A 25139-nucleotide genomic window follows, 5' to 3' on the forward strand; every position below is an offset into this window, starting at 1 on the left:
ACTCCAGTTCAGCACCGATTCCTGGCAATACGCTGCACGCCAGCTGGGAGAAATCTGACTCGGCGGAGCGCGGACGGAACCGCTGGAGCGGGCGTACCGAACGGAAGCCCTGAAAGCGGGGGACAACACTCCCCGCCATATCCAACATATACCGCATGGGGGGACTTGCGGCAAGGCCCCAGGTGTACCGCAGAATTGCCCGTCCAAGGCCAGGACCTGCGGAAACGGGAGCCAATACATGCACAACTCGTCGGCGGCGGCCAGCGCGTTCGACCTTCCCGACAACCTCGCCGCCAAGGCCGACCCGGCGCTGATCGACCGTGACGAGCAGCACTTCGCCGTCATCGCGGCGAGCCTGGAGCAGTCGATCGCCGAGCTGTCCGACCGCCTCGACGCCGAGCGCCGGGCACCCGCCGGCAAGGGCCGCCAGGCGGTAGTCCGGGACGAGGAGATCCGCCGGCTGACCGCTCGCCTGCGCGCCCTGCGGCGCTTCGGTCTGGACCTGTGCCTCGGGCGCATCGTCAGCGCGGACGACCCCGAGCCGGTCTACATCGGACGCTTCGGCCTCACCGACGGCAACGGTCGGCGGCTGCTGCTCGACTGGCGCTCCCCGGCGGCCGAGCCGTTCTTCGGGGCGACCCACGCCAACCCGATGGGCCTGGCGAGCCGGCGTCGGTACCGCTGGACGCTCGGCCGGATCAGCGACTACTGGGACGAGGTGTTCACCCCGGACGGGTTCGAGGGGCACGCGGCGCTGGACGACCAGTCCGCGTTCATCGCCAGCCTCGGCGGCAACCGGTCGGCCCGGATGCGCGACGTGCTCGGCACCATCCAGGCCGACCAGGACGCCATCATCCGGGCCGGATCGCGCGGCGCTCTCGTCGTCGACGGCGGTCCGGGCACGGGCAAGACCGTCGTGGCCCTGCACCGCACCGCGTACCTGCTCTACTCCGACCCCCGCCTCGGGCACCGGCGCGGCGGGGTGCTGTTCGTCGGGCCGCACGAGCCCTACCTGGCGTACGTCGCCGACGTTCTGCCCAGCCTCGGCGAGGAGGACGTGCAGACCTGCACCCTGCGCGACCTCGTACCCCAGGGCGCCGCGGCGACGGTCGAGGCCGATCCGGACGTGGCCCGCCTGAAGTCCTCGGCGGACCTGGTCCGGGCGATCGAGGCGGCCGTGCGGTTCTACGAGGAGCCGCCGACCACGGCGATGACGGTCACGGCCGGCGACACCGACGTGCGGCTGAGCGCGGACGACTGGGCCCAGGCGTTCGAGGCGCCCGGACCCGGCACCCCGCACAACGAGGCGCGGGACGAGATCTGGGAGGAGCTGCTGGCGATCCTGCTCGGGAGGTACGACGGCGACGAGTCGGACGACCTGGTACGCGGGTCGCTGCTGCGCAACCGGGACCTGCGTACGGCGTTCAACCGCGCCTGGCCGCTGCTCGAGGCGACCGACATCGTCGCCGACCTGTGGTCGGTACCCGCCTATCTGCGCAGGTGCGCCCCCTGGCTCGGCCCCGAGGACATCCGCCGGCTCCAACGCGTCGACGCCCGCGCCTGGACGGTGTCCGACCTGCCGCTGCTGGACGCGGCACGGCAGCGGCTCGGCGACCCGGAGGCGTCCCGGCGTACGCGCCGCCACGAGGCCGCCATCGCCGCCGAACGCGCGCGCATGGCGACGGTCGTCGACGAGCTGATCGAGGCTCACGCGTACGACGACGGTGAGGGTGTGCTGTCGAGCCTGCGCCAACTGGACCTGCAGGACGCGCTGGTCGACGAGGCCGTACTCCCCAGCGCCGACGCGGATCTGCTGGCCGGCCCGTTCGCGCACATCGTCGTGGACGAGGCGCAGGAGCTGACCGACGCGCAGTGGCAGATGCTGCTGTCGCGCTGCCCGGCGCGCAGCTTCACCATCGTCGGGGACCGCGCCCAGGCCCGGCACGGGTTCACGGAGTCGTGGCCGGAACGACTGAGGCGCATCGGCCTCGACCGGGTCACCCTGACCTCGCTGAGCATCAACTACCGGACGCCACGGGAGGTCATGGAGCAGGCCGAGCCGGTCATCCGCGCCGTGCTCCCGGACGCGAACGTGCCGACCTCGATCCGCGGCAACGGGATTCCGGTGATCCACGGGTCGGTGCGCGAGCTGGACGCGATCGTCGACGGCTGGCTCGCGGAGCACGCCGACGGGATCGCCTGCGTCATCGGCGAGCCCACCTTCCGGCCGGCGACGAATCGCGTCCGGTCGCTGAGCCCGGAACTGTCCAAGGGGCTGGAGTTCGACCTGGTCGTCCTCGTCGACCCGGAGACGTTCGGCGAGGGCATCCAGGGTGCGGTCGACCGGTACGTCGCGATGACCCGCGCGACCCAGCGACTCGTCGTCCTCACCGGCTCCTGACCTCATAGGCTGCCGGGCGTGTCGACGAACGTGCGGGAGGCGGCGGCGCACAACAACGCGCAATGGTGCGACGCCGTGTGCGCCAGCCACGGGCTGGCCGGCCGGATCGACGCCGAGGCGTGGTCGGTGCCCCGCCGCTCCCCACCCTGGTATCCGGACGCGGTCACCCTGCGCCCCGACGTCGACCCCGAGACGCTGCTGGCGCGGATCGACGTCGGGCCCGGCGCGTCGGTGAAGGACAGCTTCGCCGACCTCGACCTCTCGGCGTACGGGTTCCGGGTGCTCTTCGACGCGCAGTGGATCCACCGCCCGTCGACCGACCCGCCGGCCGGCCCGCCGCTCACGCCGGTCACCACTCCGGAAGGGCTGGCGGCCTGGGCGAGCGCGCACGGCGGCGGGGAACTGTTTCGCCCGGCGCTGCTGGCCGACCCGCGCATCCGGGTGCTGGCCCGCCATGACGAGCGGGGCGCTGTCGTCGGCGGGGCGGTGGTCAGCGGCGACGACCCGGCCGGCGTCTCCAACCTGTTCACCCACACCGACGACCCGGACGAGATCTGGCAGGCGATCCCCGCCACCCTGCCCGGCGTACCCCTGGTCGGCTACGAGACCACCCCCGACCTACCACCCGCCCGCCGAGCCGGCTTCCTCCCTGCGGGCCCCCTCCGGGTCTGGCTCCGGTGATCATGAAGTTATCGGCGCGACACGCCGGCATCGATGGCAATAACTTCATGATCACCGGGGGCGGGGGTCAGGGGAGGCGGTTCAGGTCCTCGGGGGTTAGGCGTAGCGCGGCGGCGGCGATGTTCTCCCGCAGGTGGGCCGGGTCTCCGGTGCCGGGGATCGCGAGGACGTGCGGGCCCTGGTGCAGCGTCCAGGCCAGGCGTACCTGCTGGGGGGTGACGCCGTGGGCCCGGGCGACCGCCTCGACGGCCCCGCCCTGCGCGGCGCTCGCACCCGCCTCCCGACCGGTGCCGGCCAGCGCGAAGAAGGGCACGTAGGCGATGCCCCGCTCGCCGCAGGCGCGGACGAAGGCGTCCTGCTCCCGGTACGCGTCCAGGCCGTAGTTGTTCTGCACGCAGACCACGGGCGCGATGCCCGCCACCTCGTCCACCTGCTCGGGCCGGACGTTGGACAGCCCGAGATGCCGGATCAGCCCGGCGGCGCGCAGCTCGGCCAGGGCGCCGAACCGCTCGGCCAACGGCACCGCGCCCGGCCCCCGGCCGAGCCGCAGGTTCACCACGTCCAGCCGGTCGCGGCCGAGGCGTCGCAGGTTCTCCTCGACCTGGGCGCGCAGCTGCGCCGGGGTTTCCGCCTCGCTGAATCCGGTCACCGGGTCGTAGCCGAAGCCGACCTTGGTGGCGATGACCAGATCCTCGGAGTACGGGGCGAGCGCCGCGCGGATCAGCTCGGTGGCGTACCGGGCGGGGCCGGTGCCCACCCGCAGGGTTCCGCCGGGCGAGACGTAGAACGCGGCCGTGTCGATGTGGTTGACGCCCCACTCCACGGCGCGGCGCAGCAGCGCGATCGCACGCTCGCGGTCGGGGTTCGCGGTGATCCGCATCGAGCCGAAGCCCATCCGGTGCACGGTGCGGTCGCCCAGGGTCCAGCTGCCCGCCGCGGCGGCGGTGATCTCGTCGGTTGGCATCGGGCGACCGTAGCCAGCGCGGGCGCGCGACGCACTCGGCCGCGCACCCGATACCGCCACGCCGCGATCTGGGTTAGTTTTTCTGTGCTGCCGGAGCCTGCTCGTCGGCTCGCGGCGGGCGCAGCGCCGGCACCAGCGCCAGCGTCGGCAGGAGCAGCAGCGGCACCACCAGCAGCGCCCGCAGGGTGCCGACGTGGTCACCGAGCAGGCCCAACAGCGGCGGCCCGCCTAGGAAGGCCGTGTAGCCGATCACCGCGACCACGCTGACCCGCACCGCCGCGTGCGCCTCCTCGTCGGCCGCCGCGCTCATGCCGACCGGGAAGCCCAGCGACGCGCCGAGACCCCACAACGCGACGCCGACGATGGCCACCGGCCCCGAGCCGGCCAGCACGGCCAGGCCGGCGCCGGCAGCGGCGAGCAGCAGGGTGCCGCTGAGCACCGGCACCCGACCCCAGCGGTCCAGCGCGATGGTGCCCGCGGTGCGCCCGATGGTCATACCGACGACGAACACGCCGAAGACCGCCGCTCCGGCCGCCTCGCTCAGGTCCCGGCCGTCCACGAAAGCGACCGCCAGCCAGTCGTTGGCGCTGCCCTCCGTGAACGCGGCCACCAGCACGAACAGCCCGATGAGCAGGGTGCGCGGCTCCCGCCAGGCGGCGAGCTGGGCCCGGCGGCGGCCGGCCGGGCTGGTGTCCGCCGTCTGGTTGCCTGCTTCGACGCCCGGTTGGGGCAGGAACATCCGGGAGGCGAGCACGGTGCCGACGAGCACCACCACCGCCACCGCGGCGAGGTGAGCGCCGACCGGCACGTCCAGGCGGGCGGCTCCGGCGCCGAGGCCCGCGCCGGCCACCGACCCGAGACTCCAGGCCGCGTGGAAGCGGGGCATGACGGTACGCCCCAACCGCCGCTCCACCGTGGCGCCCTCGACGTTCATCGCCACGTCGCAGGCGCCGGAGCCGTAGCCGAAGGCGACCAGCCCCAGCCCGACGACGACGGACGACCCGGCGACCGTCGCGCCCAGCCCGGCCACGATCAGGCCGACCGCGACCAGCACGGTGGCGATCGTCACGGTGCGGGCCGAGCCGAGGCGCTGGGCGAGTAGCCCGGAGGTCGGCATGGCGAGCAGGGCGCCCACGCTCATCGCCAGCAGCAGGAGGCCGAGGCGCCCGGCGGAGAGATCCAGCGCCTCGCGGACGGCCGGCACCCGGGAGAACCAGCTGCCGACGGCCAGGCCGTTCAGGGTGAAGGTGACGGCGACGCCGTTGCGGGCGAGCCGGACGATCCGCGCCGGAACGGTGGTGTCCGGGGCGACGGCCGGGCTGGTGGGGGCGCTCACAGGGCTGGGTCCTCTTCCTCGGGGTGATCTCCTGGCACGATCGCACACCTGAGAGCGCTACCACCACAAGCGGGTTGGCCCCTTACCGGAGACGCGCAGGCCGGGGGATGATTCCTGGCAGGCGTACGCCCGCCCCGGGCGGGCGCCGGGGGGAGGGCACGATGACGGCAGCGGCACACCGGCCAGCCACTCTGGAGGACGTCGCCCGGGCCGCCGGGGTGTCCCGGTCCACGGCCTCGCGGGTGATCGCCGGGACGGGGTTCGCCTCACCGGCCGCTCGGGAGCGCGTGGTGACGGCCGCCGACCAGTTGGGTTACGTGCCCAACCCGGCCGCCCGAGCGCTGGTGCGTGGCGGCGGCGTACGTCTGGTGGTGGCCGTCGCGGGGACCAGCGCGGCGGTGTTGGACGACCCGTACGTCCACCGGGTGGTCGGCTCGGCCGCCCGGGTGTGCGCGCCGGCCGGCGTCGGGGTGGCGCTGCACTGGCTGCCGCTGGGCGACCCACGCGGCCTGGACCGGCTCGCCGCCGACCGCAGCGTGTGCGGCGTCGTGCTGGTCAACACCACCGATGCCCTGCTGGACGCCGTACCCCGCTCGCTGCACGGCCGGGTCGCCTCGATCGGCATCGGCTCGGCCGTGGTGCCGTCGTTCGACGTCGACAACACCGCGGGCGCCGGCGCGGTGCTGCGCCACCTGTACGCGACGGGCCGCCGCCGGATCGCCATGGTGACCGGTCCGGCGTGGCTGCCGTGCTCGCAGCGCCCCGTGCAGGCGTACCGCCACCTGATGCGCCAGGCCGGCCTACCCGAGCGGGTGGTCGACGGGGACTTCACGGCGGCGCGTGGCCGGGCGGCGGCCGGCGAGGCTCTGCGCCGCTGGCCGGACGTCGACGCGATCTACGCGATCAGCGACGAGACCGCGCTCGGGGTCATCGCGGCGCTCCGCGAGGGCGGTGTGCGGGTGCCTGGTGACGTCGCGGTGGCCGGCTTCGACGACATCCCGCTGGCCGGCATGACCGCGCCGGCGTTGACCACCGCGAGCCACCCCGTGGGCCGGATCGCCACCGCGGCGGCCACCGCCGTGCTGGCCGGCCGCCCGGCCGCGCCGGCGACGCTCTTCCCGTCCGCCCTGGTGACCCGCGACAGCGCCTGAGCTGGCCGCCGGTTAACCGGCGGCCGGTCGGGTAACCGCCTCGCACCTTTCGCCGACCGCGAGGAGTGGTGGCCCGTGTCCGACTCCGCGCCGCCGACCGGAGCGTCCGCGCAGGGTCCCCGGCACGGCCGGTTGACCACCCGCCCGCACCCGCCGGTGGTGTCGGGTCCCACCGGCCTCGTGCCGCTGCCCGGCGGCGACGGCGGCCGGCCGGCGATGGCGTACGTGCCGGAGCCGGCGGCCGACGGCGCCGCGTACCGGCTGGTGGTGCTGCTGCACGGGGCGGGCGGCTCCGCGCGGCAGGGCCTGGACCTGCTGCTCTCGGTGGCGGACGTGCATCACCTGCTGCTGGTCGCCCCGCAGTCGTCGGGGGCCAGCTGGGACCTGCTCGCCGGCGGCTTCGGGGTGGACGTGCAGCACATCGACGCGCTGCTGGCCAGCGCGTTCGACGGCTACCCCGTCAGCGGTGTGACGCTGGGCGGTTTCTCCGACGGGGCCTCGTACGCCCTCTCACTGGGCCTGGCCAACGGCGACCTGGTGGACGCGGTGCTGGCCTTCTCCCCCGGCTTCGCCGCGCCGCCGCGCATCCGGGGCCGGCCGCGGATCTTCGTCTCGCACGGGGTGGACGACCGCGTCCTGCCGATCGACGTGTGCAGCCGCCGCTTCGTGCCGCACCTGCGTGGCCTCGGCTACGACGTCACCTACGAGGAGTTCCCCGACGGCCACGACGTCCCCGCCCCGATCCGCGCGAGCGCCACCGGATGGCTCACCGCCGCCACCGGGGAAGACCCGAGCGCAGGGACGCGGTGAGGGGTCACACGACGGGCAGGCCGAGGGCCTCGTCCACGCGGGCCAGGACGGCGGCGTCGTCGTCGGGGTGCACGCCCCGCAGCAGGTCGATGGCCGTCGCCCGGATCTGACCGATGATCATGGCGAGTGGGAGGGTCTGGGTCGACCCGAAGAGCTGCCCGGCCGTGCGGACGGCGGCCAGCGCCGCCTCGTCCGCCCGGACGGCGTGCTGGTCGGCGGCCTCCTCCCGCCCGTCCAGGTCGGCGGCGAGCGCCGCGCCGGCCTCCCGGACCGCCTCGACCAGGCAGCGCAGCGCCCCGCCCAGCTCCGGCGGCGTCGGGGTCCGCAGTCGACTGAGCGTCACCCCGGCGCGGGCCAGCACCCGGACGTTGCGGACCACGTAGTCGGTCTGCCGGATCGACTCGTCCACCGACCGCAGCCGGCCGATGTGCCGACGCCGGCGCACGTTGAGCCGCAGCGCCTCACCGGCGGCGAGCACGCCCTCGCGCAGCCCGTCGACCCGGGCGTCCATGCCCCGGGCCCGCGTCAACGCGGCCATCGCCGCCGACTCGTCGCGACCGTCCAGCGCGTCGGCGATCCCGCCCACCAGGCCGGCCAACTCGTCGAAGGTCCGCCGCACCTCGGCGACGAGGGGGGCGAGCGGGTGCCGGGCGTCGACGAGGAGGCTGACCGCGAGCGCGACCGCGCCGCCGACCAGCGCGTCGACGAAGCGGAACGGCACCAGCGACCCGTCCGGTGGCGCGACCACCACCAGGTAGAGCGCGGAGACCGCGGCCTGGACCAGGGTCACGCCGGTGGCGCCGAAGGCGACCGCGAGCAGGACGGTGAGCAGGATGACGGTGCCGACCGTCCACGTGGTGCCCGGGCCGAGCGCCTGCACGACCAGGTCTGCGACGAGCACTCCGGCGGCCACCCCGAGTACGACCTCGACGGCCCGCCGGATCCGCTGCCCGCGGGCCTGGCCGAGCACGATCAGCGCGGCGGCCGGCGCGAAGAAGGGCTGCGGATACCCGAGCAGGCGGGTGGCGAGCAGCCAGGCCACGGTCGCCGCGACGGTCGCCTCCAGCACCGGCCGCCAGCCCTGCCGCAGCCGGTGAGCGGCGACCCGCAGGCCTCCGAACCACGCCATCGCCCACCTCCGCTCACCTCGACCGCACGCCGGGGGTCCATGATCGCCCGCGCCCTTCCGGCGGCCCGGAGCGCCCCTCGCGATCGTTCACCATCGCGTGATCGACCCGCTCACCGGGCTGCGCGACGGTCGCCGCGCCGTCCTGCCGGGCTCGGTGGTCGACCCGCAGTACGCGCTGCGGGTCGGCGCACCGGCCCGAGGCTCAACTGCTGGTCAAGGCGCGCAGCAGCGTACGGACGGCGCCCGCGAGGTCGGCGCGGCTGGCCGGGCCGCCGGGGTGCGGGGCGGTGAGCGCGCCGGCGCCGACCAGACGGTCGAAGAGCAGACCGTCGACGAAGGCGACGAACTGGTCGCCCTGCCGGTCGGGATCGGTGGCCCCGGCCCGGGTCAGCAGGTCCCGTGCCTGTGCCCGCATGCCGGTGCCGTGGTGCAGGATGCCGCGCAGTTCGGGGCGGTGGACCGCCTCCAGCAGACAAGCGTAGCGGGCCAGCGTCCGGCTGCGTCCGGTGCTCAGCCAGCGGTCGAGAACCTCGGCTACCCCGGCGGCGAGCCGGTCGAGGTCGTCGCCGTCGAGCCGGGGACCCGGCGTCGGGGAGGGCGGGCCGGTCGGCAGGTCGTACGCGGCCAGGTCGGTCCGTTCCCGCTCGGCGAGGCGTTCCACCACCGCCTCGATCAGTGCCTGCCGGGTGCGCAGGTACGCGGAGGTGGTGCCGGCTGGCAGCCCGGCGCGACCGTCGACGGCCCGGTGGGTCAGCGCCCGCATCCCGCCGTCGGCGATCAGCTCGATGGCGGCGTCGGTCAGCAGCGCGATCCGGTTGGCGCGGGCCGTCACGGGTCTCCTTCGGCGTCGAGGTCCGCAGGTAGTATCACTCTTCTACAGATGTAGAAGGGTGGGGACATGGGCGAGCCACACGCGGTCGTGGTCGGCGGCGGCATCGGCGGGCTGAGCGCGGCCCTCGCCCTGCACCGGCACGGGTGGCGGGTGACCGTGCTGGAACGCGCCCCCGAACTACGCGAGGTGGGCGCCGGGCTGACCCTGATGGCCAACTCGCTGCGCGCCCTGGACTCCCTCGGTCTGAGCCCGGCGCTGCGGTCCAGCGCGCACGCCGAGGCCCCCGGCGGGATCCGGGACCGGCGGGGCCGGTGGCTGTCCCGGGTGGACGCGGCGGAGATGATCCGGCAGCTCGGCACCAGCGCGCTCGGCATCCACCGGGCCACCCTGCACCGCATCCTGCGCGAGGCGCTGCCCGCGTCGTCGCTGCACACCGGAGCCGAGGTCGAGCACGTCGAGTCCGAACCCGACCGCGCCACGGTGCGCCACCACGGGCCCGACGGCCCACGAACCCTCGACGCCGACCTGGTCGTCGGCGCCGACGGCCTGCACAGCCGACTGCGCACCCAGCTCTGGCCGGAGATCCCGGCCCCGGTGTACGCGGGCTCGACGGCCTGGCGGGCCGCCGTCGCGTTCCCCGACCCGATCCCGACGGCGATCACCTGGGGCCCGGCCGCCGAGTTCGGCATGGTGCCGCTCGGCGAGGGCCAGGTCTACTGGGACGCGGCACTCAACGCTCCGCCCGGTGGCCATGCCCCGGACGAACTGGCGGCCGTACGGGACCACTTCGGCGCCTGGCACGAGCCCATTCCCGCGCTGCTGGCGGCGACCCCACCCGGGGTGGTCCTGCGCAACGACATCCACCACCTGGCCACGGCGCTGCCCTCGTACGTGCGGGGACGGGTGGCGCTGCTCGGCGACGCGGCCCACGCGATGACGCCGAACCTCGGGCAGGGCGCCGGGCAGGCGATCGAGGACGCGGTCGTGCTCGGCGCGGCCTGCTCCGGCGGCGCAGAGGGGCTGCCGGCCGCCCTGGCGGCGTACGACGAGCAGCGTCGCCCCCGCAGCCAGGCCATCGCCCGTGCCTCGCTGCGCGCCGGCCGGTACGGCCAACAACTGCGCAACCCGCTCGCCCTCGCCGTGCGCGGTGCCGCGCTGCGACTGATGCCGGCCGGCGCCGTCCTGCGCGGCATGACCCGGCAGGTCGACTGGCGACCACCGGCGGGCTGAGAGAGCGGCCACCCAGCCGGCCACTCAGTCGGCCACTCAGCCGGCCACGATCATCGACTCAGCCCGGGGTCGGGCACACCGGGACGCAAAACTCCAGTTTATTCTTTTGCGCCGCTTCCCACCTCGGTCGAATACGACAGTGCGCCGGTACAATCGGCGACTGCCTTGTGACCGATCGCTGACTGCTCATGGTGAAAGCGATCACACACACTGAGCGCATGAACAGGAGCGTCAACCGCGGTAGGGCACTCCGCGTCGCGGTGTGCCTCCTTCTTCTCGCCGCGTTGAGCGGCTGCATGCAACTCAACATCGGGCTCACCGTCAACGCCGATGACACGGTCGACGGGCAGTTGCTGCTAACCGCCCAGAAGTCCCTGCTGAGTGCCCGGAACAAGAACATCCCGGCGGCCTTCGCCGAGCTGCGGCAGAACATTCCGGCGCTGCCGCCGGGCGAGGAGACCAGCTACGAGGACGGCAAACTCTTCGGCACCCAGATCAGTTACCGCAGGGCACCGCTGGCGAGCTTCGACAGCGAGAGCGTCAAACTGGTCCGAGACGGCGACTTCTACCGATTCACGTTACCGCTGGACCCGAAGAAATACGGCGGGAAAATTGCCCAGCAGAATCCTCAACAACAGCAGGCTTTCCTCAAGCTGATGTCGTTCGAGATCTCGGTGACGTTTCCCGGTCGGGTGATCGACACCAATGGCACCGTCAACGGCAGGTCGGTCACCTGGAAGGTCGACTCCAACCAGGACAAGCCGATCGAACTGCGGGCCGTCGCCGAGGCCCCGCCCCGCCCCTGGGCGTCACCGGCAGCCGCCGCCTCCGACTCCGGCGGTTTCCCGTGGCTGCTGGTCGGCGGCGGCGTACTCCTGCTGCTGGTGCTCGCCGCGGTGGGCGTACTCCTGCTGCGCCGCCGTCGCCCGACGGCGCCGGCCGCACCCGGCGCGACCGCACCCGGCGCGACCGCACCCGGGCCGACCGCACCCGGGCCGACTGGGCCGACCTCGCCGGGCCCGCCCGCCGGCGCTCCCGGGCCCGGCTGATCCATCCGGTGGCCGGCCCCGCCGGCCACGTCCGGCCCCGGCCGCCCGCGACGACGGCGACCGGCGCCGGTGCTCCCCCCGCGGAGCACCGGCCCTCACCACCACCACATCCCGGTCGCACCATCGCAGAAAAGGGGGATCGCCGTGAACGATCTCTTCACCTGGGCCGCCCTGGGGACCATCGCCGGCGCGAGCGCCGCCACCCTGCTGGCCACCAACGTCATCGGCGGGCTCATCGGCCCGAGCGGCGACAAGCTCCGCAAGTGGATCGCCATCGCCATCGCGCTGCTGCTGTCCTACCTGACCGCGGCCTTCGCCGACGACGCCGGCGGCGAGAAGTGGGTCATCGCGTTCTTCAACGCGCTGGTGATCTTCTCCGCCGCGCTCGGCGTCAACCAGTTCCCGCCCGGCAACCGGCAGGCGACGCCCACCCAGCTCGCGAGCGGTCGCGAGCCCCGTGTCTTCCGCTCGTGGGTCTGAGGAGTGACGTCATGATCTTCGGAATTCTCAGCGCGGCGATCCAGGTGGGTCTCGGCGCCGTCCTCGGCCTCCTGGCCGGCGGCCCGGTCGGCCTGCTCATCGGCGCCGTCGTGGGCCTGCTCATCGGCGCGGCGTTCGGCTGGGCGGTCACCTCCGCCGGGGTGTACGCGCCGGACGCCCGCGGCATCTTCCTCTTCGTCGTCGACCACACGTGGAGCCTGCTCAACACGATCGTCGGGGCCATCTACCTGGCCGTGCACCTGATCTTCGGGCACTCGCTGGACCGGCCCACCTCGGCCGGCAGCGGCCGGGTCAGCGTGGTGGAGGGCGTCTCACCCCGCTACGCCACCACCATCGGCACCGTCTGCGCCGGCTCCAGCTCCGGCATCCAGCGCCACGAGGACGTGCACATCTTCCAGGCGCGGCTGCTCGGCCCGCTCTACATCCCGCTGGTGCTGGCGAACTACGTGCTGTTCACCATCGCGCCGGTCTGGCTGCTCTACCACGACCACACCAACGCGCCGATCAACCGGTTCACCCGCTACTTCGAGATCGGCGTCTACCCGCACGTGTGGAACGAGGCCATCGCGTACCGGATCCAGGGGACGCCGCCGCGATGACCACCGACGGGCGCGGACCGATCGAGACGGCCACCGCCGAGCTGGCCGCATGGCTGACCGGCGTGGCGGGGCAACCCGTCCCGATCGGCCCGCCCCACGCGGGCGTCGACGCCGACGGGCTGACCCTGTGGCCCCTCGAACTGCGCCCGGCCCAGCAGACGCGCTCCAGCGGCGCGGTCCGCGAGCCGTACCGGTTCACGGTCCGCTACCTGCTCTGCGTGGCCGGGCCGGCCGGGCTGGCCGTCCTGGACCGGGTGCTCACCGCCGCGACCAGCGACGGCAGCTACCCGGTGGTGCTGGAGGCCGGCGACGCCGCGCTGTGGAACGCGTTCGACGCCGCGCCCCGACCGGCGCTGCTGATCGACGTGCCCACGCAGGTGGAGCACCCGACGCCGGCCGCGCCGCCGGTCCTGCAACCGCTACGGCTGCGCCAGCTGTCGATGCGCACCCTCGCCGGCCGGGTGGTCGGCCCCGCGGACCAACCGCTCGCCGCCATGCGCGTCGAACTGCCCGGCACCGCGTCCGCGACCCGCACCGGCCCCGACGGCCGGTTCCTGATCGCCGGGGTCCCGCACGACCCCGAACACCCCGGCCCGGTACGGCTGCGGCTCAGCGGGCGCGGTCTCGTGCTCACCGCCGACGTCGACGCCGGCGAGGACGACATCGTCATCGTCTGCGCACCACCGACCCACTGACGCCCACCCGCACAGGAGGACCGATGCCCAGCTACTTCTCCCCCGGCATCTACGTCGAGGAGGTCCCCAGCGGCGCCCGACCGATCGGACCGGCGAGCACCAGCATCGCCGCGTTCGTCGGCGTCGCCCCGAACCGCAGCGCCCACCTGGGCAAGGCGGTACCGGTCAACAACTGGACCGAGTTCCTGCGGCTCTTCGCCGACGGGAACCAGATCGAGAGCACCCCACTGGCCCGGGCCGTCTTCGGTTTTCTGGACAACGGGGGCGCCCGATGCTGGGTGGTCAACGTCGGCGAGGGCGGCGCCATCACCGGCACCGGCCAGCGACGCGGTGGCCTGCAACTGCTGGAGGCCATCGACGAGATCTCCATCATCGCCGCTCCGGGCTTTTCCGACGTGGTGTCCCACGAGGCGCTGCTCAGCATGGCCGAGCGCACCCGCACCATGGTGGCGATCTGCGACCCGGCCCCGGACATCGACGACATCTCCGCGCTGACCCGGGTCGCCACCCCGTCGTCCGGCAAGCCGCCCAAGCCCGCCGAGGGCGCGGCCGGCAGCGCGGGACCCGGTGGGTCCGGCGGCGGCGAGGGACCGGCGTACCGGCCCCGGCAGTCCGAGTTCGGCGCGTTCTACTACCCGTGGATCGAGGTACGCGACCCGATCAGCGGGGAGTTGGAACTCACCCCGCCGAGCGGGCACCTCGCCGGCATCTGGGCCCGCACCGACGCCCTGCGGGGCGTGCACAAGGCGCCGGCCAACGAACCCGTCCGCGGCGCGGTCAACCTCGGCTACCTGGTCACCCGCCCGGAGCACGACGTGCTCAACCCCAAGGGCGTCAACGTGATCCGCTACTTCGCCGGCGAGGGCATCCGCGTCTGGGGCGCCCGTACGCTCGCCGCCGAGGCCAGCGAGTGGCGCTACCTCAACGTACGGCGGCTCAGCATCGCCATCGAGCAGGCCATCGCCAACGGCACCCGCTGGATGGTCTTCGAGCCGAACGACTTCACCCTCTGGCGCTCGATCCGGCGCGACATCGGTGCGTTCCTCACCCGGGTGTGGCGCGACGGCGCGCTGCTCGGGCGCAGCCCCGAGGAGGCGTTCTTCGTCAAGTGCGACGAGGAGACCAACCCGGTGGACGTGCGCGACGCCGGCATGGTGATCGCCCACATCGGCATCGCCGTCGTCAAGCCCGCCGAATTCGTGGTGTTCAAGTTGAGCCAGTGGGCCGGCGGCACCGAGACCGAGACGATCGGAGGCTGACACATGCCCACCACAGCCACCCCGCAGCCGGGCGCCCCGGTCGACCCGTACCGGGCGTACAACTTCCGGCTCCTCATCAACGGCGTCACCAACGGCCACTTCACCGAGATGAGCGGACTGGAGGTGAACATCCCCGGGCAGCCGTACCGCGAGCACGGCCCCGGACCGACGCGTATGGTCCCCGGCCAGGCCGAGTACGAGCCGGTGACCCTGCACTTCGGCCTCACCGCGTCCCGCGAGCTGTGGGACTGGGTGAACGCCACCGCCCAGGGCACCCTCAACCGCCGCAACGTGTCGGTGGTGCTGCTGGACTCGGCGGGCACCGCCGAGGTGCTGCGCTGGAACCTGATCGACGCCTGGCCCACCCGGTGGCGCGGGGCGCACCTCAACACGGTCAGCCACGAGATCGCCATCGCCTCGCTGACGCTGCGCTACGAGGGCCTGGAGTTGGAGACCGGCGGTGCCGCCGCGCCGACGCCCGCGTAGCTGGCTGGCCGGTCGGCTCCGCTCCGCGGCCGGCGCGGTGCAGCGCCTCGCCGGACTCGTCGAGAACACCGGCGTACCCCCGGCGCCTCCGGCGGAGGTGCCACGTCGTCTCGGGGAGCCGCCCCAGCACTGGCTGAACCTGGTCGCCGCACACGCCCCCGGCCTGCTGCGCGAACTGGACCTCGACGCGACCCCTGGCGGCGTCGAGCAGACGCCGGGCCGCGACGACCGGCAGGACGGCCGGGGAGAAGGTGGCCTGCCGTCGACCACTCAGGCTCGCCCTTACCAGGTCGAGGGAGGAACCGGCTCTGCCGATGAGAAGAGCCGGCGCCTCGCCGAGCGGGCCGGCCGCCGCGCTCGCGGCCCGGCCGCCCAACCCGACGACGACGCACGCGGCGTCCGGGCATCCGGTACGGCGGACGACCTCGGCGCGACGGACGGCCCGAGCACGGTAGGCGGCCCTGGTGCACCCGACGGCCACGGCCTCAGCAGGACGGCCGGCCTCGGCGGGAGAGACGGCCTCGGCCGGACAGCCGGTCTCGCCGGGACGGGCGGGACAGACGTCCTCGGCGGGTCAGACGTCCTCGGCCGGACGGGTGCGGTGAGGGCGGACGGGAGACCGGACGGATGGCGGCCCTCGGGCCGGAATGGGAGGTCGGGTCAGGTGCCCGACGCCTCTGGCCCGGGCGGTCGACCGGGCGGCTCGGGGATCGGCAGCGTCAGCCCTGGTGGCGATTCCGACGCCACCCACGTGTCGGGCGGGCACGGCAGGGAGGCGGCGTCCTCGCCGGCGAATCGGCGCTGGTCCGGCCGGATACTGGATCGTTGGCCCTCGCGCCCGTCATCGTGGCGGGGCGCGGCGACCCGGACGGCCACGGCGGCCGCACCGGTGGGACCGGCACGACGTGACACCCCGACCACCGACGCACGCGTCCCGACCCGGGCAGGCGTGCCCGCCGCCCCGCCGCTGGCCACCCGGCGCGGCTCCCCGCCCGAGATCGTGGAGGAATTCGGCCCCTCCAGGGGCACCTTCCAGCCACGATCCACTACCGCCCCCACCGCCGTCGGCGGGATGGCGGTGGGCGGCGCTGGCAGCGGGTTGTGGCCCGCCCTACCGGACGAACGAGCGCAGCAGGGCGGCGTACGGGCCACGCGGCCCGCCGAGCCCGACCGCAGCCACCGCGATCAACGCGAACCGAGTGCCGGGCATTGGTCGGTCGGCACGATGCTCCCGGCGTCGACGGCCGTCGACCCGTGGCCGGAACTGCCGGACGACGCTCCGCTGTGGACGGTGCCCGGGGCGGCGCTCGACGCCGGTCACGTGGACCGCCTGGATCGGGAACAGGCGGGCGGCTGATGGAACGTGTCGCCTTCCTCATCGACTCCTCCGGGGAGCGGGTGGACTGCCTGCTCAACCCGGAGACCGTGCAGGTGACCCGGCTCGCCGGCGTACGTCATCGGGGCGCGGGCGGCGGGCAGCTCACCGGGTCCGGACTGGCCGACGACCCGTTGGTCTTCACCGGCGGCGGCCGTACGGAGCTGGTGCTCGACCTGCTGTTCGACGTCGACTTCGTCCAGGCCCAGGTCCGCCCCACCGACGTACGGGTGCTCACCCGGCCGCTGTGGATGCTGGCCGAGAACTCCACCGCCGAGCACGGGTGGCTGCGTCCGCCGCTGGTCCGGCTGGTCTGGGGTAAGACCTGGAACGTGCCCGGCGTGATCATCGCGGTGGCCGAGCGGTTCGACGCGTTCACCGGCACGGGCTCGCCGCGGCGCTCCTGGCTGCGGCTGAAGCTGGTCCGGGCCGCCGAGACGGCCGACCAGGCGCAGGCGGGATTCGCCGAGGAGCTGGCCGCGGTGAGCACCCCGGCGGCCGCCCCGGGCAGCGCCGTGGTAGCCGCCGGTGACGGTGCCGCCGAACCGGGTCGCTCCGGGGTGCGCTTCGACCTGCTGGCCAACGACGCGCTCGGGTCGCCGCTGCGGTGGCGGTTGCTGGCCGAGCACAACCGGATCACCGACCCGCTCGCGGTGCCCGCCGGCACGACCCTCGCGGTCCCTGCCAGCGCCTCGGGCGGTGGCGGGCCGGAGCCGACGCTGGCCGGGATGGCGCGGGCGGTGGCCGGCGCGGTGGGCGCCGGCGCGTCGTTCGTGGGCGCCTCGATCGCCACCGCGAGCTGGGCCACGCCGACCGGCACAACGCCCGCCAGCACCAACCCGGACAGCACGCCGCTCGGCACCGGCCCGCGGAGTGCGCCATGACCAGCGTCGCGCCCCGCGCGCTGACCGTTGCGCTGGACGGCGTGGAACTGAATGCTACGGCCCGCCAGCGGATCCGCTCGCTGCGGGTGGCCGCCCGGCTCGACCAGCCGACCCAGGCCGAGCTGGTGCTCGCCACCGCCGCCGGGGGCGGCGCTCTCGACCCGGCTGCGCGGCCGGGCACGACCCTCGACGTGCGGCTCGCCGATCATCCCGACGCGCTGTTCACCGGTGAGGTGACCGCCGTGGAGGTCGAGTACGCCGCCGACGGCGCGGCCGTGCTGCGCCTGCGGGCGTACGACGCGCTGCACCGCCTGCGCAAGCGGCAGGACCTGCGGGTCTTCACCTCGGTGACGGCGGCGGAGCTGGCCCGTGAGCTGTGCGGCGAGGTGGGGCTGACCGTGACGGCGGAGAGCGACGGGCCGCGACTGGAACGGCTGCTTCAGCACCGGCACAGCGACCTGGAGCTGCTCCGGGAGGTCACCGGCCGGGCCGGGCTGCACCTGGCCGCCGACGGCGACGACGTCCGGCTGATCACCCTCGCCGGCTACGGGGAGCCCGTCGCGCTGAGGTTGGGCGCGGGTGTGCACACCCTGCGACTGTCCACCAATGCCGACCAGGCCAGCGGCGCCAGCGCCGCGCTGGGTTGGCATCCGCAGCGGGCCGAGCCGATCAGCCAGCAGGCCGACGAGGCGCGCTGCGGCCGACCGGCCGGTGACCGCCCGGACCCGGCCGACGTCGGGGCGGACGGGGTACGCACCGCCGTCGACCAGCCGGGGCGCAGCGACGACGAGTTGGCGGCCCTGGCCCAGGCACGACTGGACCTGCGCGCCGCCGCGCTGGCCACCGCCGAAGGGCTGGCCGAGGGCGATCCGGCGCTGCGGCCGGGCCGGCGGATCGACCTGACGGGTGTGCCCGACCCGCTCGCCGGGGCGTACGTGCTGACCGAGGTGGTGCACACCGTGGACGGCGACGGGCACCTGACCCGCTTCTCCACCGTGCCACCGCCCGCTGCCCCCACGACGGCGGGCGGCGCGGTGGTCACCCTGGGCACCGTCACCGACGTGGCCGACCCCGACGGGTTGGGCCGGGTGCGGCTGACCCTGCCGGCGTACGGGGACCTGGACGCCGGCTGGCTCGGCGTGCTCTGTCCCGGTGCGGGACGCGGCAAGGGCCTGGTGGCGCTCCCCGATCCGGACGACACCGTGCTGGTGGTGCTGCCCGGTGGCGAGCCCGCCTCGGGCGTCGTGCTGGGCTCGCTGTTCGGCGCCGTCGAGCCGTACGACGCGGGTGTCGACGACGGGAAGTCCCGCCGCTGGTCCCTGCGGACCGCCGGCGGGCAGTCGATCGTCGTGGACGACGTCCAGCGCAGCCTGCGGCTCGCCACCGAGGGCGGCAGTTGGCTGGAACTCACCCCCGACCTGGCCACCCTGCACGCGGCGAGCGACCTGGTGATCTCCGCGCCGGGCCGGGCCATGGTGGTCCGCGCCCGCAGCGTGGACTTCCTGCACGCCGAGGCGCCCGAGGACGCGACCACCGCGGCGCAGCAGGCCCGTTCGCTCGCTCGCGCCCATCACGAAGGAGGCGGCTGATGCGCTGGATCCACCGCGACTCGGTGATCACCTGCGACCACGACGGCCGGGTCGAGAACCAGCCCTCGCAGCTCTGGGTGACCGTCACCGCCGTGCCGGTGCTTGTGGACGACGACCCGGAGGGACGAAAGATCATCGCCTGCCCGAACTACGGCCCGACCATCAAGCCGTGCGCGAAGACGCTGACCGTCCGGGTCGGCTACAGCGACTGGCTGCGCGTCGACGGGCACCGGGTGGTGCTCTCGCACCTGGAGGGGTTCACCGACGGCACACCGCCGGGAGCGGTCCACCACACCGTCCGCGACCCGCGCCAGCAGTTCCTGGGGGCGGACCGATGAGGGCGTTCCGTTTCGTCGGCGCGGGCTTCGACGCCGGCCGGGGCGGCGGGCTGGCGCTCACCGCGGCCGGCGGCCTGGCCATGACCGATGGCGACGAGAGCGTACGCCAGGCGCTGTTCCTGTTGTTGTCCACGACGCCGGGCGAGCGGCTGATGCGACCCGGGTACGGCTCCCGGCTGCACCGGCTGGTCTTCGCGCCCAACGACGACACGACGGCCGGGCTGGCCATCCACTACGTCCGGCAGGCCATCGCCCGCTGGGAGCCCCGGGTGGAGGTCATCGACACCGACGCCGGCCCGGACCCGGACGACGCGTGGCGGCTGGTGATCCGGCTGGACTACCGGGTGCGGGCCAGCCTGACACCCGGGCAGCTGGTGTTCTCCGTGGACCTGCTCCCCGCCGACGACGAACCGGGAGGACAGTCATGACGCTGCCCGTGCCGCACCTGGACGACCGTGGGTTCCTCGACCTCGTCACCGAGGCCCGCGAGCGGATCCAACAGTCCTGCCCCGCCTGGACCGACCTGTCGGCGCACGACCCGGGCATGGCGCTGGTGGAGGCGTTCGCGCACCTCACCGAAGTGATGATCTACCGGCTGAACCAGTTGCCGGAGAAGGCGTACGTCTCGTTTCTGAACCTGCTCGGGGTGGCGCGGCACGCGCCTACCGCGGCCTGGGCGGACGTCGTGTTCACCCGCGCCGGCACCGACCGGGACGCGGTGCGGATCCCGGCCGGCCTGCGGGTCGCGGCGGCGCGCGGCGCCGATCCCCGACCGGTCCTGTTCGTCACCACCGAACCGGCCCTGCTGGCGGCCGGGGAAGCGTCGGTGACGGTCCGCATGCACCACTGCGAGCCCGTCGAGGCGGAGCTGCTGGGTGTCGGCACCGGCCAGCCCGGCCAGGTGCTCCGGGCGGCGCACGCTCCCCTCACCCACACCGGCGAGCCGCTGGACCTGCTGCTCGGGGTGGAGGTGCCGGCCGGCTCGGTGGAGCTGGGGGTGGCAGCCCGCGAGCACGACGGCCGCACGTTCGAGATCTGGCAGCCGGTGGACAGCTTCGCCGGGCTCGGTCCGCAGGCCAAGGCCTACCTCGTCGACCGCTGCTCGGGCACCGTCACCTTCGCCCCGGCCCTCGACCTGCGACCGCCCGCCGGTGCGGGCGAGGCCGCCGGGCCGGGCGGGGCGGTGACGGTGGCGGCCGTGCCGCCGGCCGGGCGACAGGTCCGGCTCTGGTACCGGGCCGGCGGCGGTCCGACCGGCAACGTGGCGGCCGGCACGCTGACCAGCCTGCGCGATCCACTGCCCGGGGTACGGGTCGACAACCCCGCGCCCGCGGCCGGCGGCCGGGAGATGGAGGCGCTGGAATCGGTGCTGCTGCGCGGCCCGTACGAGTTCTTCGCCCAGCAGCGCGCCGTCACCGCCCGCGACTTCGAGGTGCTGGCCACCAGCTCCGGCGCGGTGGCGCGGGCCCGCGCGTTCACCCGCTCGGCCGTCTACAGCTTCGCCCGGCCCGGTGAGGTCGAGGTGGTGCTGGTGCCGTACGTGCCGCCGACGGCCCGTCCGGGCGGCCGGCTGCCGGTGGCGGTGCTGCGCGAGCACGAGGTGCCCGAGGCCCGCCACCGCGTCGAGGGCGACCTGGAACAGCGCCGGATGGTCGGCATCCGCTCGCGGGCCACCTGGGCCCGGTTCAAGGCGGTGTCGGTGCGGGCCCGGGTGGTGGTGCGCCGGGAGGAGGACGTGGACGCGGTCCGGCGACGCATCCACGACCGGCTGCACCAGACGCTCAGCCCGCTGCCCACCGCGCTCAACCCGACCGGGTGGCCGTTCGGTGAGCCGCTGCGCGCGTCCAACGTGTACCGGTTGTTGGAGCACGCCGAGCCGGGCGTGCGCTACGTCGAGTCGGTGCGGTTCGTGGTCGACGAGGCCCCCGACGCCGAGGTCCGCGCCCTCGCCGTCGACCAGTACCAGCCGCGCACCTGGTACGCCGGACGCGGCCCGGTGCTGTTCCGCTCCAGCAACGCGGGCTCCGGCTGGGAGCCGGCCGGCCGGTTCGACGACGAGACCGTGCTGCGGGTGGCGCCCGCGCCCGCGCCGGTGCGACCGGGCATCGTCGCGCGCCCCGGCTCGGTGGCCGTGGTGACGCTGCGCGCCTCGGGCGGCTCCCGGGTGCACCTGAGCACCGACCTGGGTGAGACGTGGTCGCTGCTGACCGACCTGGACTCGCGCATCTCCGACGTGGCGTGGCTGGACCGCGACGGCGCCGGCGCGCTGCTGGTGGCGACCGACACCGGGCTGTACGAGGTGTCGCTGCTGCCCGGCGCGGTGCCGCTGCAGATCCTCGTCGATTCGTCCGACGCCGACCGGGGCTTCTACGCCGTACGCGCGTTCGTCTCCGAGCGGGGCGCTCCCGGTGTGGCGGTCGCCGCGCAGGCGGGCTTCGGGGTGTACCTGTCGACCGCCGGTGGCCGGCCGGGCAGCTTCGCGCACGTCGGCCTCTCCAACGTGGACAACCGGGTCCTCGCGGTGCAGTACGACGGCCCGGCCACCCTGCTGTGGAGCGGCGCGGGCGAGCCGGACCCGAAGAAGCCCGGCCAGGGCTGCCACCGCACCCGGCTGTTCGAGTCCGACGTGCAGTGGCAGACCGTGCAGGCCGGCTGGATCGGCGGGACCTGTCGCGACCTGGCGTTCGCCGGATCGCAGGCCCTCGCCGCCACGCAGAGCGGCGGGGTGCTGCGGCTGGACACCCTCGCGGCCCAGCCGCAGTGGCAGTCGGTGTCGGTCAACTGCGGGCTGCCGCTGCGCGACCGGACCCGGTTCGTGCCGGTGGACGCCGTCGCCGTGAGCGGCCCGGCGACCGTCGGCGCGGACGGTCCCACGGCGGGCGACCGACTGGTCCTGGCCTGCGGTGAGCGCGGCGTGTACCGCAGTGCCGACGCGGTCAACTGGACCGCCAGCGCCAACCAGGCCACCGCCGACGTGGTGACCGTCCCGGACACGTGGCTGCTCTGCTCCGGCGAGCACGACATCGAGGTGGTGCGCCAGGATGCGACGCTCGGCGATTGAGCGGCTGCTGCCCGCCGCCTACCAGCGGGCGTGCGTGCCGGGCAGCGTGCTCTGGGCGCTGCTGGACGTCATGGAGGGGCTGCACGCTCCGGACGAGGCGATCCTCGCCGAGGTGGACGCCCTGTTCGACCCGTACCGGGCGCCCGACCACCTGGTCGTGCGGTTGACCCGCTGGGTGGCGATGGACCACGTGGTGGCCTCGCCCCGACCGGACGCCCCGCTGCCGCTGCCGGTGGGCCGGCTCCGTGACCTGGTGGCCAACGGCGCGCTGCTGGCCCGGTGGCGCGGCACCCCGTACGGGATGCGCCGAGCGCTGGAGCTGGCCACCGGGTTGCCGGGGTTCGTCATCGACGAACCCGACGAGCGGCCCTTCCACATCGTGGTGCGGGTGCCGGCGGCCGCCGCCGGTCAGCTCGCCGTGATCACCCGAATCGTCGAGGCGGAGAAGCCCGCATCGACCACCGCCGAGATCGTCGTCGCCGCTTCGCCGCCATTCACCCCGCCGAGCGCGACACCGTCCGCAGAGGAGCCGTCATGACCACCGAATGGACCGTCGTCGCCGCCGCGTCGCAGTTCACCCTGGATGCCGCCAACCACGGCGAGCTGACCTTCACCGTCTCCAATCCGGGCCTGGCGCCCGACACCGTCGTCTTCGACGTGGCACCCGGCGAGGGCAGCCAGCGGGCCTGGTTCACGGTCACCGAGCCGCAGCGGGTGGTCCCCGGGCAGGGCTCGGTGTCCTTCCTGGTCCGCCTCGCCGTACCGGCGGGCATCGCGCCGCGCCGCTACGACATGACCGGGTTCGCGTACTCGGCGAACACCGCGCCGGAGGAGAGCTCGCGCTCCAGCGGCCGGGTGACGTACGAGGTCCGCGCGGTCGCCGCGCCGAAGCGGACGCCCTGGCCGTGGATCGCCGCCGCGGCGGCGCTGGTGCTGGTGGTCGCCGGAGTGGTCGGCTACCTGCTGACCCGCCCCGACGGCACACCCACACCGGGCACGCCACGAGTCGTGACGGTGGAGGCGGAGAGCCTGGTCGACGGCGCTCGAATCGAATCCCCGGCGAAGACCGCCGCGGCGGTCGGGGCGCAACCGAACTGCTGCGACGTGACCTGGTCGGGCGACAAGCAGCTGTTCTTCACCGGCCTGGCACCCGGCGACCGGGTGAGCGTCACGGTCGAGCTGCCGACCGACGCGCTCTGGCGGTTCTCCACCAGGCGCACCACGTCCTTCGACTACGCCAACACCATCTGGCAGGTCGACGGGGTGCAGCTCGGCGGCACCTTCTTCGGCTTCACGCCGACGGTCGTCCTGCAGGACTTCACCGACGTGGGCACCGTCCGGCTCGGGCCGGGTCGGCACACGCTCACCCTGGTCGCGGTGGGCAAGACGCAGGGCTTCGACAGGTACTTCGCCGGCGTGGACCAGATCCGGTTCACCGAGGTGACCGGGGCGGTCGCGCAGCGATGAGCGGTCGGCAGAAGGTGGTGCTGGTGACCCTGGCGGCGCTGCTGGTGGCGTTCTTCGTCCTCGCCGTCGGTGTCTCCGGCGGCGACCAGGGCCGCGCGGACGATCCGCCGGGGGTCGTCGAGCGGCTCGGCCGGCTCGCCGGCGCGAGTACGAGCGTCGACCCGGCGACCGTGCAGGCCGACTGCGACCGCACCGGCGACGTGCTCAGCTTCGTCGGCGGCTGCGCGGTGCGCGTCGCCGACCCGGGCGAGCTGCGGACGCTGGTGCTGCGCAGTGGTCGCCCGTTCGTGGTGCGCGCTCCGGCGCCCCGCGACGCCGACCTCACCGTGCGCTCCGAGGTCGAGCCGGACGACGGCGGCGAGGCGGTCGCCCGGATTGCCGTCGACCGTGCGGTCACTGTGCTCCTGAGCTGTCCGGGAGGTGTCGGATGCACGGTCACCGTCGCCGCCGACTGACCCGTCCCCCGGCCGGGCCCGTGCCGGCCGCCGGCCCCGGCCGCGCACCCGTCGGCCGGCACGACCGCGAGGAGGCCCGACATGGGTGACCTGCGCAAGCCCTTCCTCCTGCTCGCGCTGGTCGCGGTCACGCTGGTGGTCCTCGTCGAGGTCGGATCGTCACTGCTCACCGGGGGCGGGGACGCCACCGGCGCGCTGCTGGCCGGCGCGGCGGACCTCGGCGTGGAGGTGGACGCCGGCGGAATCAGCGAGCCCTCCGGGCGGGGTACGAGCTACCTGGCGCTGATCGACGTGGTGGCGCTGTGGACCACCGGCCTGTTCTGCCTGAGCCTGGTCGTGCCCGAGCGGGTGCAGGGCCGGATCCAGGGCGTGGCGACGCTGATCTTCTCGATCCTGCTCATCCTGGGCTCGCTCGTGCTGCTGATCATCGCCTTCGTGGAGCTGACCATCATGGTGTCGCTGTTCCTGGCCGTGCCGTTCGGCACCCTGGCGTACCTGGCGTTGTGGGGCTTCTTCCCGGTGGGTGAGGCGAGCCTGCTGCTGGGGCTGGCGCTGCTGCTGAAGCTGGTCTGGGCGGTGCTGCTGCTGCTCGCCCAGCCACGGTTCGCGCAGAACAAGGGCCTCGTGCTGCTGGCGCTCACCACCCTGCTTTGCACCGTCGTGCTGGAGTTCCTGCACCGGCTCGTCCCGGTCATCGTGGTGAGCATCCTCGACGACGTGGGCGCGCTGGTCTTCGCCATCGTGGCCATCATCTGGGGTCTGGTCCTGCTGATCGGCTCCATCCCCGCCATCGTCAAGTCCGTGCGGGTGACCGCCGCCCTGCCCACCCGTTGACAAACGCGACCCC

The 25139-nt window shown here is 74.3% G+C and carries 25 protein-coding genes; 21 read left to right on the forward strand and 4 right to left on the reverse strand.

Translation table 11 applies throughout. The annotated features are described in order from the left end of the window. Positions 1–238: 238 nt before the first annotated feature. Together helR and ABZT87_RS20355 are read left to right on the forward strand one after the other, a co-directional pair. Positions 239–2401 carry an RNA polymerase recycling motor ATPase HelR gene (helR, locus tag ABZT87_RS20350; RefSeq protein WP_355137347.1) on the forward strand — a complete coding sequence of 721 codons (2163 nt, stop codon included), beginning with the start codon at positions 239–241 and terminating at the stop codon, positions 2399–2401. Positions 2402–2419: 18 nt separating this feature from the next. After that, on the forward strand, positions 2420–3082 hold the full coding sequence (locus ABZT87_RS20355; RefSeq protein WP_355137349.1) for a hypothetical protein: 663 nt from the start codon (positions 2420–2422) through the stop codon (positions 3080–3082). A 67-nt stretch (positions 3083–3149) separates the two neighbouring features. Here ABZT87_RS20355 and ABZT87_RS20360 read toward each other — a convergent pair whose 3' ends face one another. Both ABZT87_RS20360 and ABZT87_RS20365 read right to left on the reverse strand, forming a co-directional pair. Next, positions 3150–4046, reverse strand: a complete 897-nt coding sequence (locus ABZT87_RS20360) for an aldo/keto reductase (protein WP_355137351.1) — start codon at positions 4044–4046, stop codon at positions 3150–3152. Between the two features lie 73 nt (positions 4047–4119). Then, on the reverse strand, positions 4120–5382 hold the full coding sequence (locus tag ABZT87_RS20365) for an MFS transporter (RefSeq protein WP_355137353.1): 1263 nt from the start codon (positions 5380–5382) through the stop codon (positions 4120–4122). 161 nt (positions 5383–5543) lie between these two features. Between ABZT87_RS20365 and ABZT87_RS20370 the strand changes: the two genes are divergently transcribed. Together ABZT87_RS20370 and ABZT87_RS20375 are read left to right on the forward strand one after the other, a co-directional pair. After that, complete coding sequence (locus ABZT87_RS20370; RefSeq protein WP_355137355.1) at positions 5544–6533, forward strand: LacI family DNA-binding transcriptional regulator; 990 nt, start codon at positions 5544–5546, stop codon at positions 6531–6533. 75 nt (positions 6534–6608) lie between these two features. After that, positions 6609–7343: a phospholipase gene (locus ABZT87_RS20375; protein WP_355137357.1), complete on the forward strand. Its 735-nt coding sequence runs from the start codon at positions 6609–6611 to the stop codon at positions 7341–7343. A 4-nt stretch (positions 7344–7347) separates the two neighbouring features. Here ABZT87_RS20375 and ABZT87_RS20380 read toward each other — a convergent pair whose 3' ends face one another. Next, a complete protein-coding gene (locus ABZT87_RS20380) occupies positions 7348–8472 on the reverse strand; it encodes an FUSC family protein (RefSeq protein WP_355137359.1) in 1125 nt (374 codons plus the stop codon). 202 nt (positions 8473–8674) lie between these two features. Then, the gene (locus tag ABZT87_RS20385; protein WP_355065272.1) at positions 8675–9304 is read right to left on the reverse strand and encodes a TetR/AcrR family transcriptional regulator; all 630 of its coding nucleotides are present in this window, start codon (positions 9302–9304) and stop codon (positions 8675–8677) included. 66 nt (positions 9305–9370) lie between these two features. On the opposite strand from ABZT87_RS20385, the gene ABZT87_RS20390 reads away from it, so the two are divergent. The 17 genes from ABZT87_RS20390 to ABZT87_RS20470 all read left to right on the forward strand — a co-directional run bounded on the left by ABZT87_RS20390 (position 9371) and on the right by ABZT87_RS20470 (position 25126). Further along, positions 9371–10534, forward strand: a complete 1164-nt coding sequence (locus ABZT87_RS20390; protein WP_355137361.1) for an FAD-dependent oxidoreductase — start codon at positions 9371–9373, stop codon at positions 10532–10534. A 218-nt stretch (positions 10535–10752) separates the two neighbouring features. After that, positions 10753–11583: a DUF3153 domain-containing protein gene (locus ABZT87_RS20395; protein WP_355137363.1), complete on the forward strand. Its 831-nt coding sequence runs from the start codon at positions 10753–10755 to the stop codon at positions 11581–11583. A gap of 144 nt (positions 11584–11727) precedes the next feature. Then, positions 11728–12063, forward strand: coding sequence for a hypothetical protein (locus tag ABZT87_RS20400; RefSeq protein ID WP_355065267.1), 336 nt, complete (start codon positions 11728–11730; stop codon positions 12061–12063). An 11-nt stretch (positions 12064–12074) separates the two neighbouring features. Then, the gene (locus ABZT87_RS20405) at positions 12075–12683 is read left to right on the forward strand and encodes a glycine zipper family protein (protein ID WP_354862837.1); all 609 of its coding nucleotides are present in this window, start codon (positions 12075–12077) and stop codon (positions 12681–12683) included. Continuing rightward, complete coding sequence (locus tag ABZT87_RS20410) at positions 12680–13378, forward strand: carboxypeptidase-like regulatory domain-containing protein (protein ID WP_355137365.1); 699 nt, start codon at positions 12680–12682, stop codon at positions 13376–13378. Before ABZT87_RS20405 ends, ABZT87_RS20410 begins: the two co-directional genes overlap by 4 nt. A gap of 23 nt (positions 13379–13401) precedes the next feature. Then, positions 13402–14637 (forward strand): phage tail sheath subtilisin-like domain-containing protein, encoded by a 1236-nt coding sequence (locus ABZT87_RS20415; protein WP_355137367.1) that lies wholly within the window; start codon positions 13402–13404, stop codon positions 14635–14637. 3 nt (positions 14638–14640) lie between these two features. Continuing rightward, positions 14641–15123 (forward strand): phage tail protein, encoded by a 483-nt coding sequence (locus ABZT87_RS20420; RefSeq protein WP_354862842.1) that lies wholly within the window; start codon positions 14641–14643, stop codon positions 15121–15123. Positions 15124–16072: 949 nt separating this feature from the next. Continuing rightward, a complete protein-coding gene (locus ABZT87_RS20425; protein ID WP_355137369.1) occupies positions 16073–16480 on the forward strand; it encodes a hypothetical protein in 408 nt (135 codons plus the stop codon). Beyond that, positions 16480–17382 carry a hypothetical protein gene (locus ABZT87_RS20430; protein WP_355137371.1) on the forward strand — a complete coding sequence of 301 codons (903 nt, stop codon included), beginning with the start codon at positions 16480–16482 and terminating at the stop codon, positions 17380–17382. The genes ABZT87_RS20425 and ABZT87_RS20430 overlap by 1 nt, the downstream gene beginning before the upstream one ends. After that, on the forward strand, positions 17379–18971 hold the full coding sequence (locus ABZT87_RS20435; RefSeq protein WP_355137373.1) for a contractile injection system protein, VgrG/Pvc8 family: 1593 nt from the start codon (positions 17379–17381) through the stop codon (positions 18969–18971). Before ABZT87_RS20430 ends, ABZT87_RS20435 begins: the two co-directional genes overlap by 4 nt. Further along, positions 18971–19309, forward strand: a complete 339-nt coding sequence (locus ABZT87_RS20440) for a hypothetical protein (RefSeq protein WP_354862849.1) — start codon at positions 18971–18973, stop codon at positions 19307–19309. Before ABZT87_RS20435 ends, ABZT87_RS20440 begins: the two co-directional genes overlap by 1 nt. Next, positions 19306–19737, forward strand: coding sequence for a GPW/gp25 family protein (locus tag ABZT87_RS20445; protein ID WP_355137375.1), 432 nt, complete (start codon positions 19306–19308; stop codon positions 19735–19737). The genes ABZT87_RS20440 and ABZT87_RS20445 overlap by 4 nt, the downstream gene beginning before the upstream one ends. Further along, positions 19734–22370: a putative baseplate assembly protein gene (locus tag ABZT87_RS20450; RefSeq protein ID WP_355137377.1), complete on the forward strand. Its 2637-nt coding sequence runs from the start codon at positions 19734–19736 to the stop codon at positions 22368–22370. Before ABZT87_RS20445 ends, ABZT87_RS20450 begins: the two co-directional genes overlap by 4 nt. Beyond that, a complete protein-coding gene (locus tag ABZT87_RS20455; RefSeq protein ID WP_355137379.1) occupies positions 22351–22908 on the forward strand; it encodes a phage tail protein in 558 nt (185 codons plus the stop codon). Before ABZT87_RS20450 ends, ABZT87_RS20455 begins: the two co-directional genes overlap by 20 nt. Then, positions 22905–23837 (forward strand): hypothetical protein, encoded by a 933-nt coding sequence (locus ABZT87_RS20460; protein ID WP_355137381.1) that lies wholly within the window; start codon positions 22905–22907, stop codon positions 23835–23837. Before ABZT87_RS20455 ends, ABZT87_RS20460 begins: the two co-directional genes overlap by 4 nt. Beyond that, complete coding sequence (locus ABZT87_RS20465; protein ID WP_355137383.1) at positions 23834–24292, forward strand: hypothetical protein; 459 nt, start codon at positions 23834–23836, stop codon at positions 24290–24292. The genes ABZT87_RS20460 and ABZT87_RS20465 overlap by 4 nt, the downstream gene beginning before the upstream one ends. An 81-nt stretch (positions 24293–24373) precedes the next feature. Then, the gene (locus ABZT87_RS20470; protein WP_354863362.1) at positions 24374–25126 is read left to right on the forward strand and encodes a hypothetical protein; all 753 of its coding nucleotides are present in this window, start codon (positions 24374–24376) and stop codon (positions 25124–25126) included. The last annotated feature ends 13 nt before the right edge of the window (positions 25127–25139 follow it).

The organism is Micromonospora sp. NPDC005237 (genome assembly GCF_040607775.1).
GTDB lineage: Bacteria > Actinomycetota > Actinomycetes > Mycobacteriales > Micromonosporaceae > Micromonospora.

Coding starts and splice junctions, on each gene's coding strand:
- helR (WP_355137347.1), top strand. CDS start 239: ATGCACAACTCGTCGGCGGCGGCCAGCGCGTTCGACCTTCCCGACAAC.
- ABZT87_RS20360 (WP_355137351.1), bottom strand. CDS start 4,046: ATGCCAACCGACGAGATCACCGCCGCCGCGGCGGGCAGCTGGACCCTG.
- ABZT87_RS20370 (WP_355137355.1), top strand. CDS start 5,544: ATGACGGCAGCGGCACACCGGCCAGCCACTCTGGAGGACGTCGCCCGG.
- ABZT87_RS20380 (WP_355137359.1), bottom strand. CDS start 8,472: ATGGCGTGGTTCGGAGGCCTGCGGGTCGCCGCTCACCGGCTGCGGCAG.
- ABZT87_RS20390 (WP_355137361.1), top strand. CDS start 9,371: ATGGGCGAGCCACACGCGGTCGTGGTCGGCGGCGGCATCGGCGGGCTG.
- ABZT87_RS20395 (WP_355137363.1), top strand. CDS start 10,753: ATGAACAGGAGCGTCAACCGCGGTAGGGCACTCCGCGTCGCGGTGTGC.
- ABZT87_RS20405 (WP_354862837.1), top strand. CDS start 12,075: ATGATCTTCGGAATTCTCAGCGCGGCGATCCAGGTGGGTCTCGGCGCC.
- ABZT87_RS20410 (WP_355137365.1), top strand. CDS start 12,680: ATGACCACCGACGGGCGCGGACCGATCGAGACGGCCACCGCCGAGCTG.
- ABZT87_RS20415 (WP_355137367.1), top strand. CDS start 13,402: ATGCCCAGCTACTTCTCCCCCGGCATCTACGTCGAGGAGGTCCCCAGC.
- ABZT87_RS20420 (WP_354862842.1), top strand. CDS start 14,641: ATGCCCACCACAGCCACCCCGCAGCCGGGCGCCCCGGTCGACCCGTAC.
- ABZT87_RS20430 (WP_355137371.1), top strand. CDS start 16,480: ATGGAACGTGTCGCCTTCCTCATCGACTCCTCCGGGGAGCGGGTGGAC.
- ABZT87_RS20435 (WP_355137373.1), top strand. CDS start 17,379: ATGACCAGCGTCGCGCCCCGCGCGCTGACCGTTGCGCTGGACGGCGTG.
- ABZT87_RS20440 (WP_354862849.1), top strand. CDS start 18,971: ATGCGCTGGATCCACCGCGACTCGGTGATCACCTGCGACCACGACGGC.
- ABZT87_RS20445 (WP_355137375.1), top strand. CDS start 19,306: ATGAGGGCGTTCCGTTTCGTCGGCGCGGGCTTCGACGCCGGCCGGGGC.
- ABZT87_RS20450 (WP_355137377.1), top strand. CDS start 19,734: ATGACGCTGCCCGTGCCGCACCTGGACGACCGTGGGTTCCTCGACCTC.
- ABZT87_RS20455 (WP_355137379.1), top strand. CDS start 22,351: ATGCGACGCTCGGCGATTGAGCGGCTGCTGCCCGCCGCCTACCAGCGG.
- ABZT87_RS20460 (WP_355137381.1), top strand. CDS start 22,905: ATGACCACCGAATGGACCGTCGTCGCCGCCGCGTCGCAGTTCACCCTG.
- ABZT87_RS20465 (WP_355137383.1), top strand. CDS start 23,834: ATGAGCGGTCGGCAGAAGGTGGTGCTGGTGACCCTGGCGGCGCTGCTG.
- ABZT87_RS20470 (WP_354863362.1), top strand. CDS start 24,374: ATGGGTGACCTGCGCAAGCCCTTCCTCCTGCTCGCGCTGGTCGCGGTC.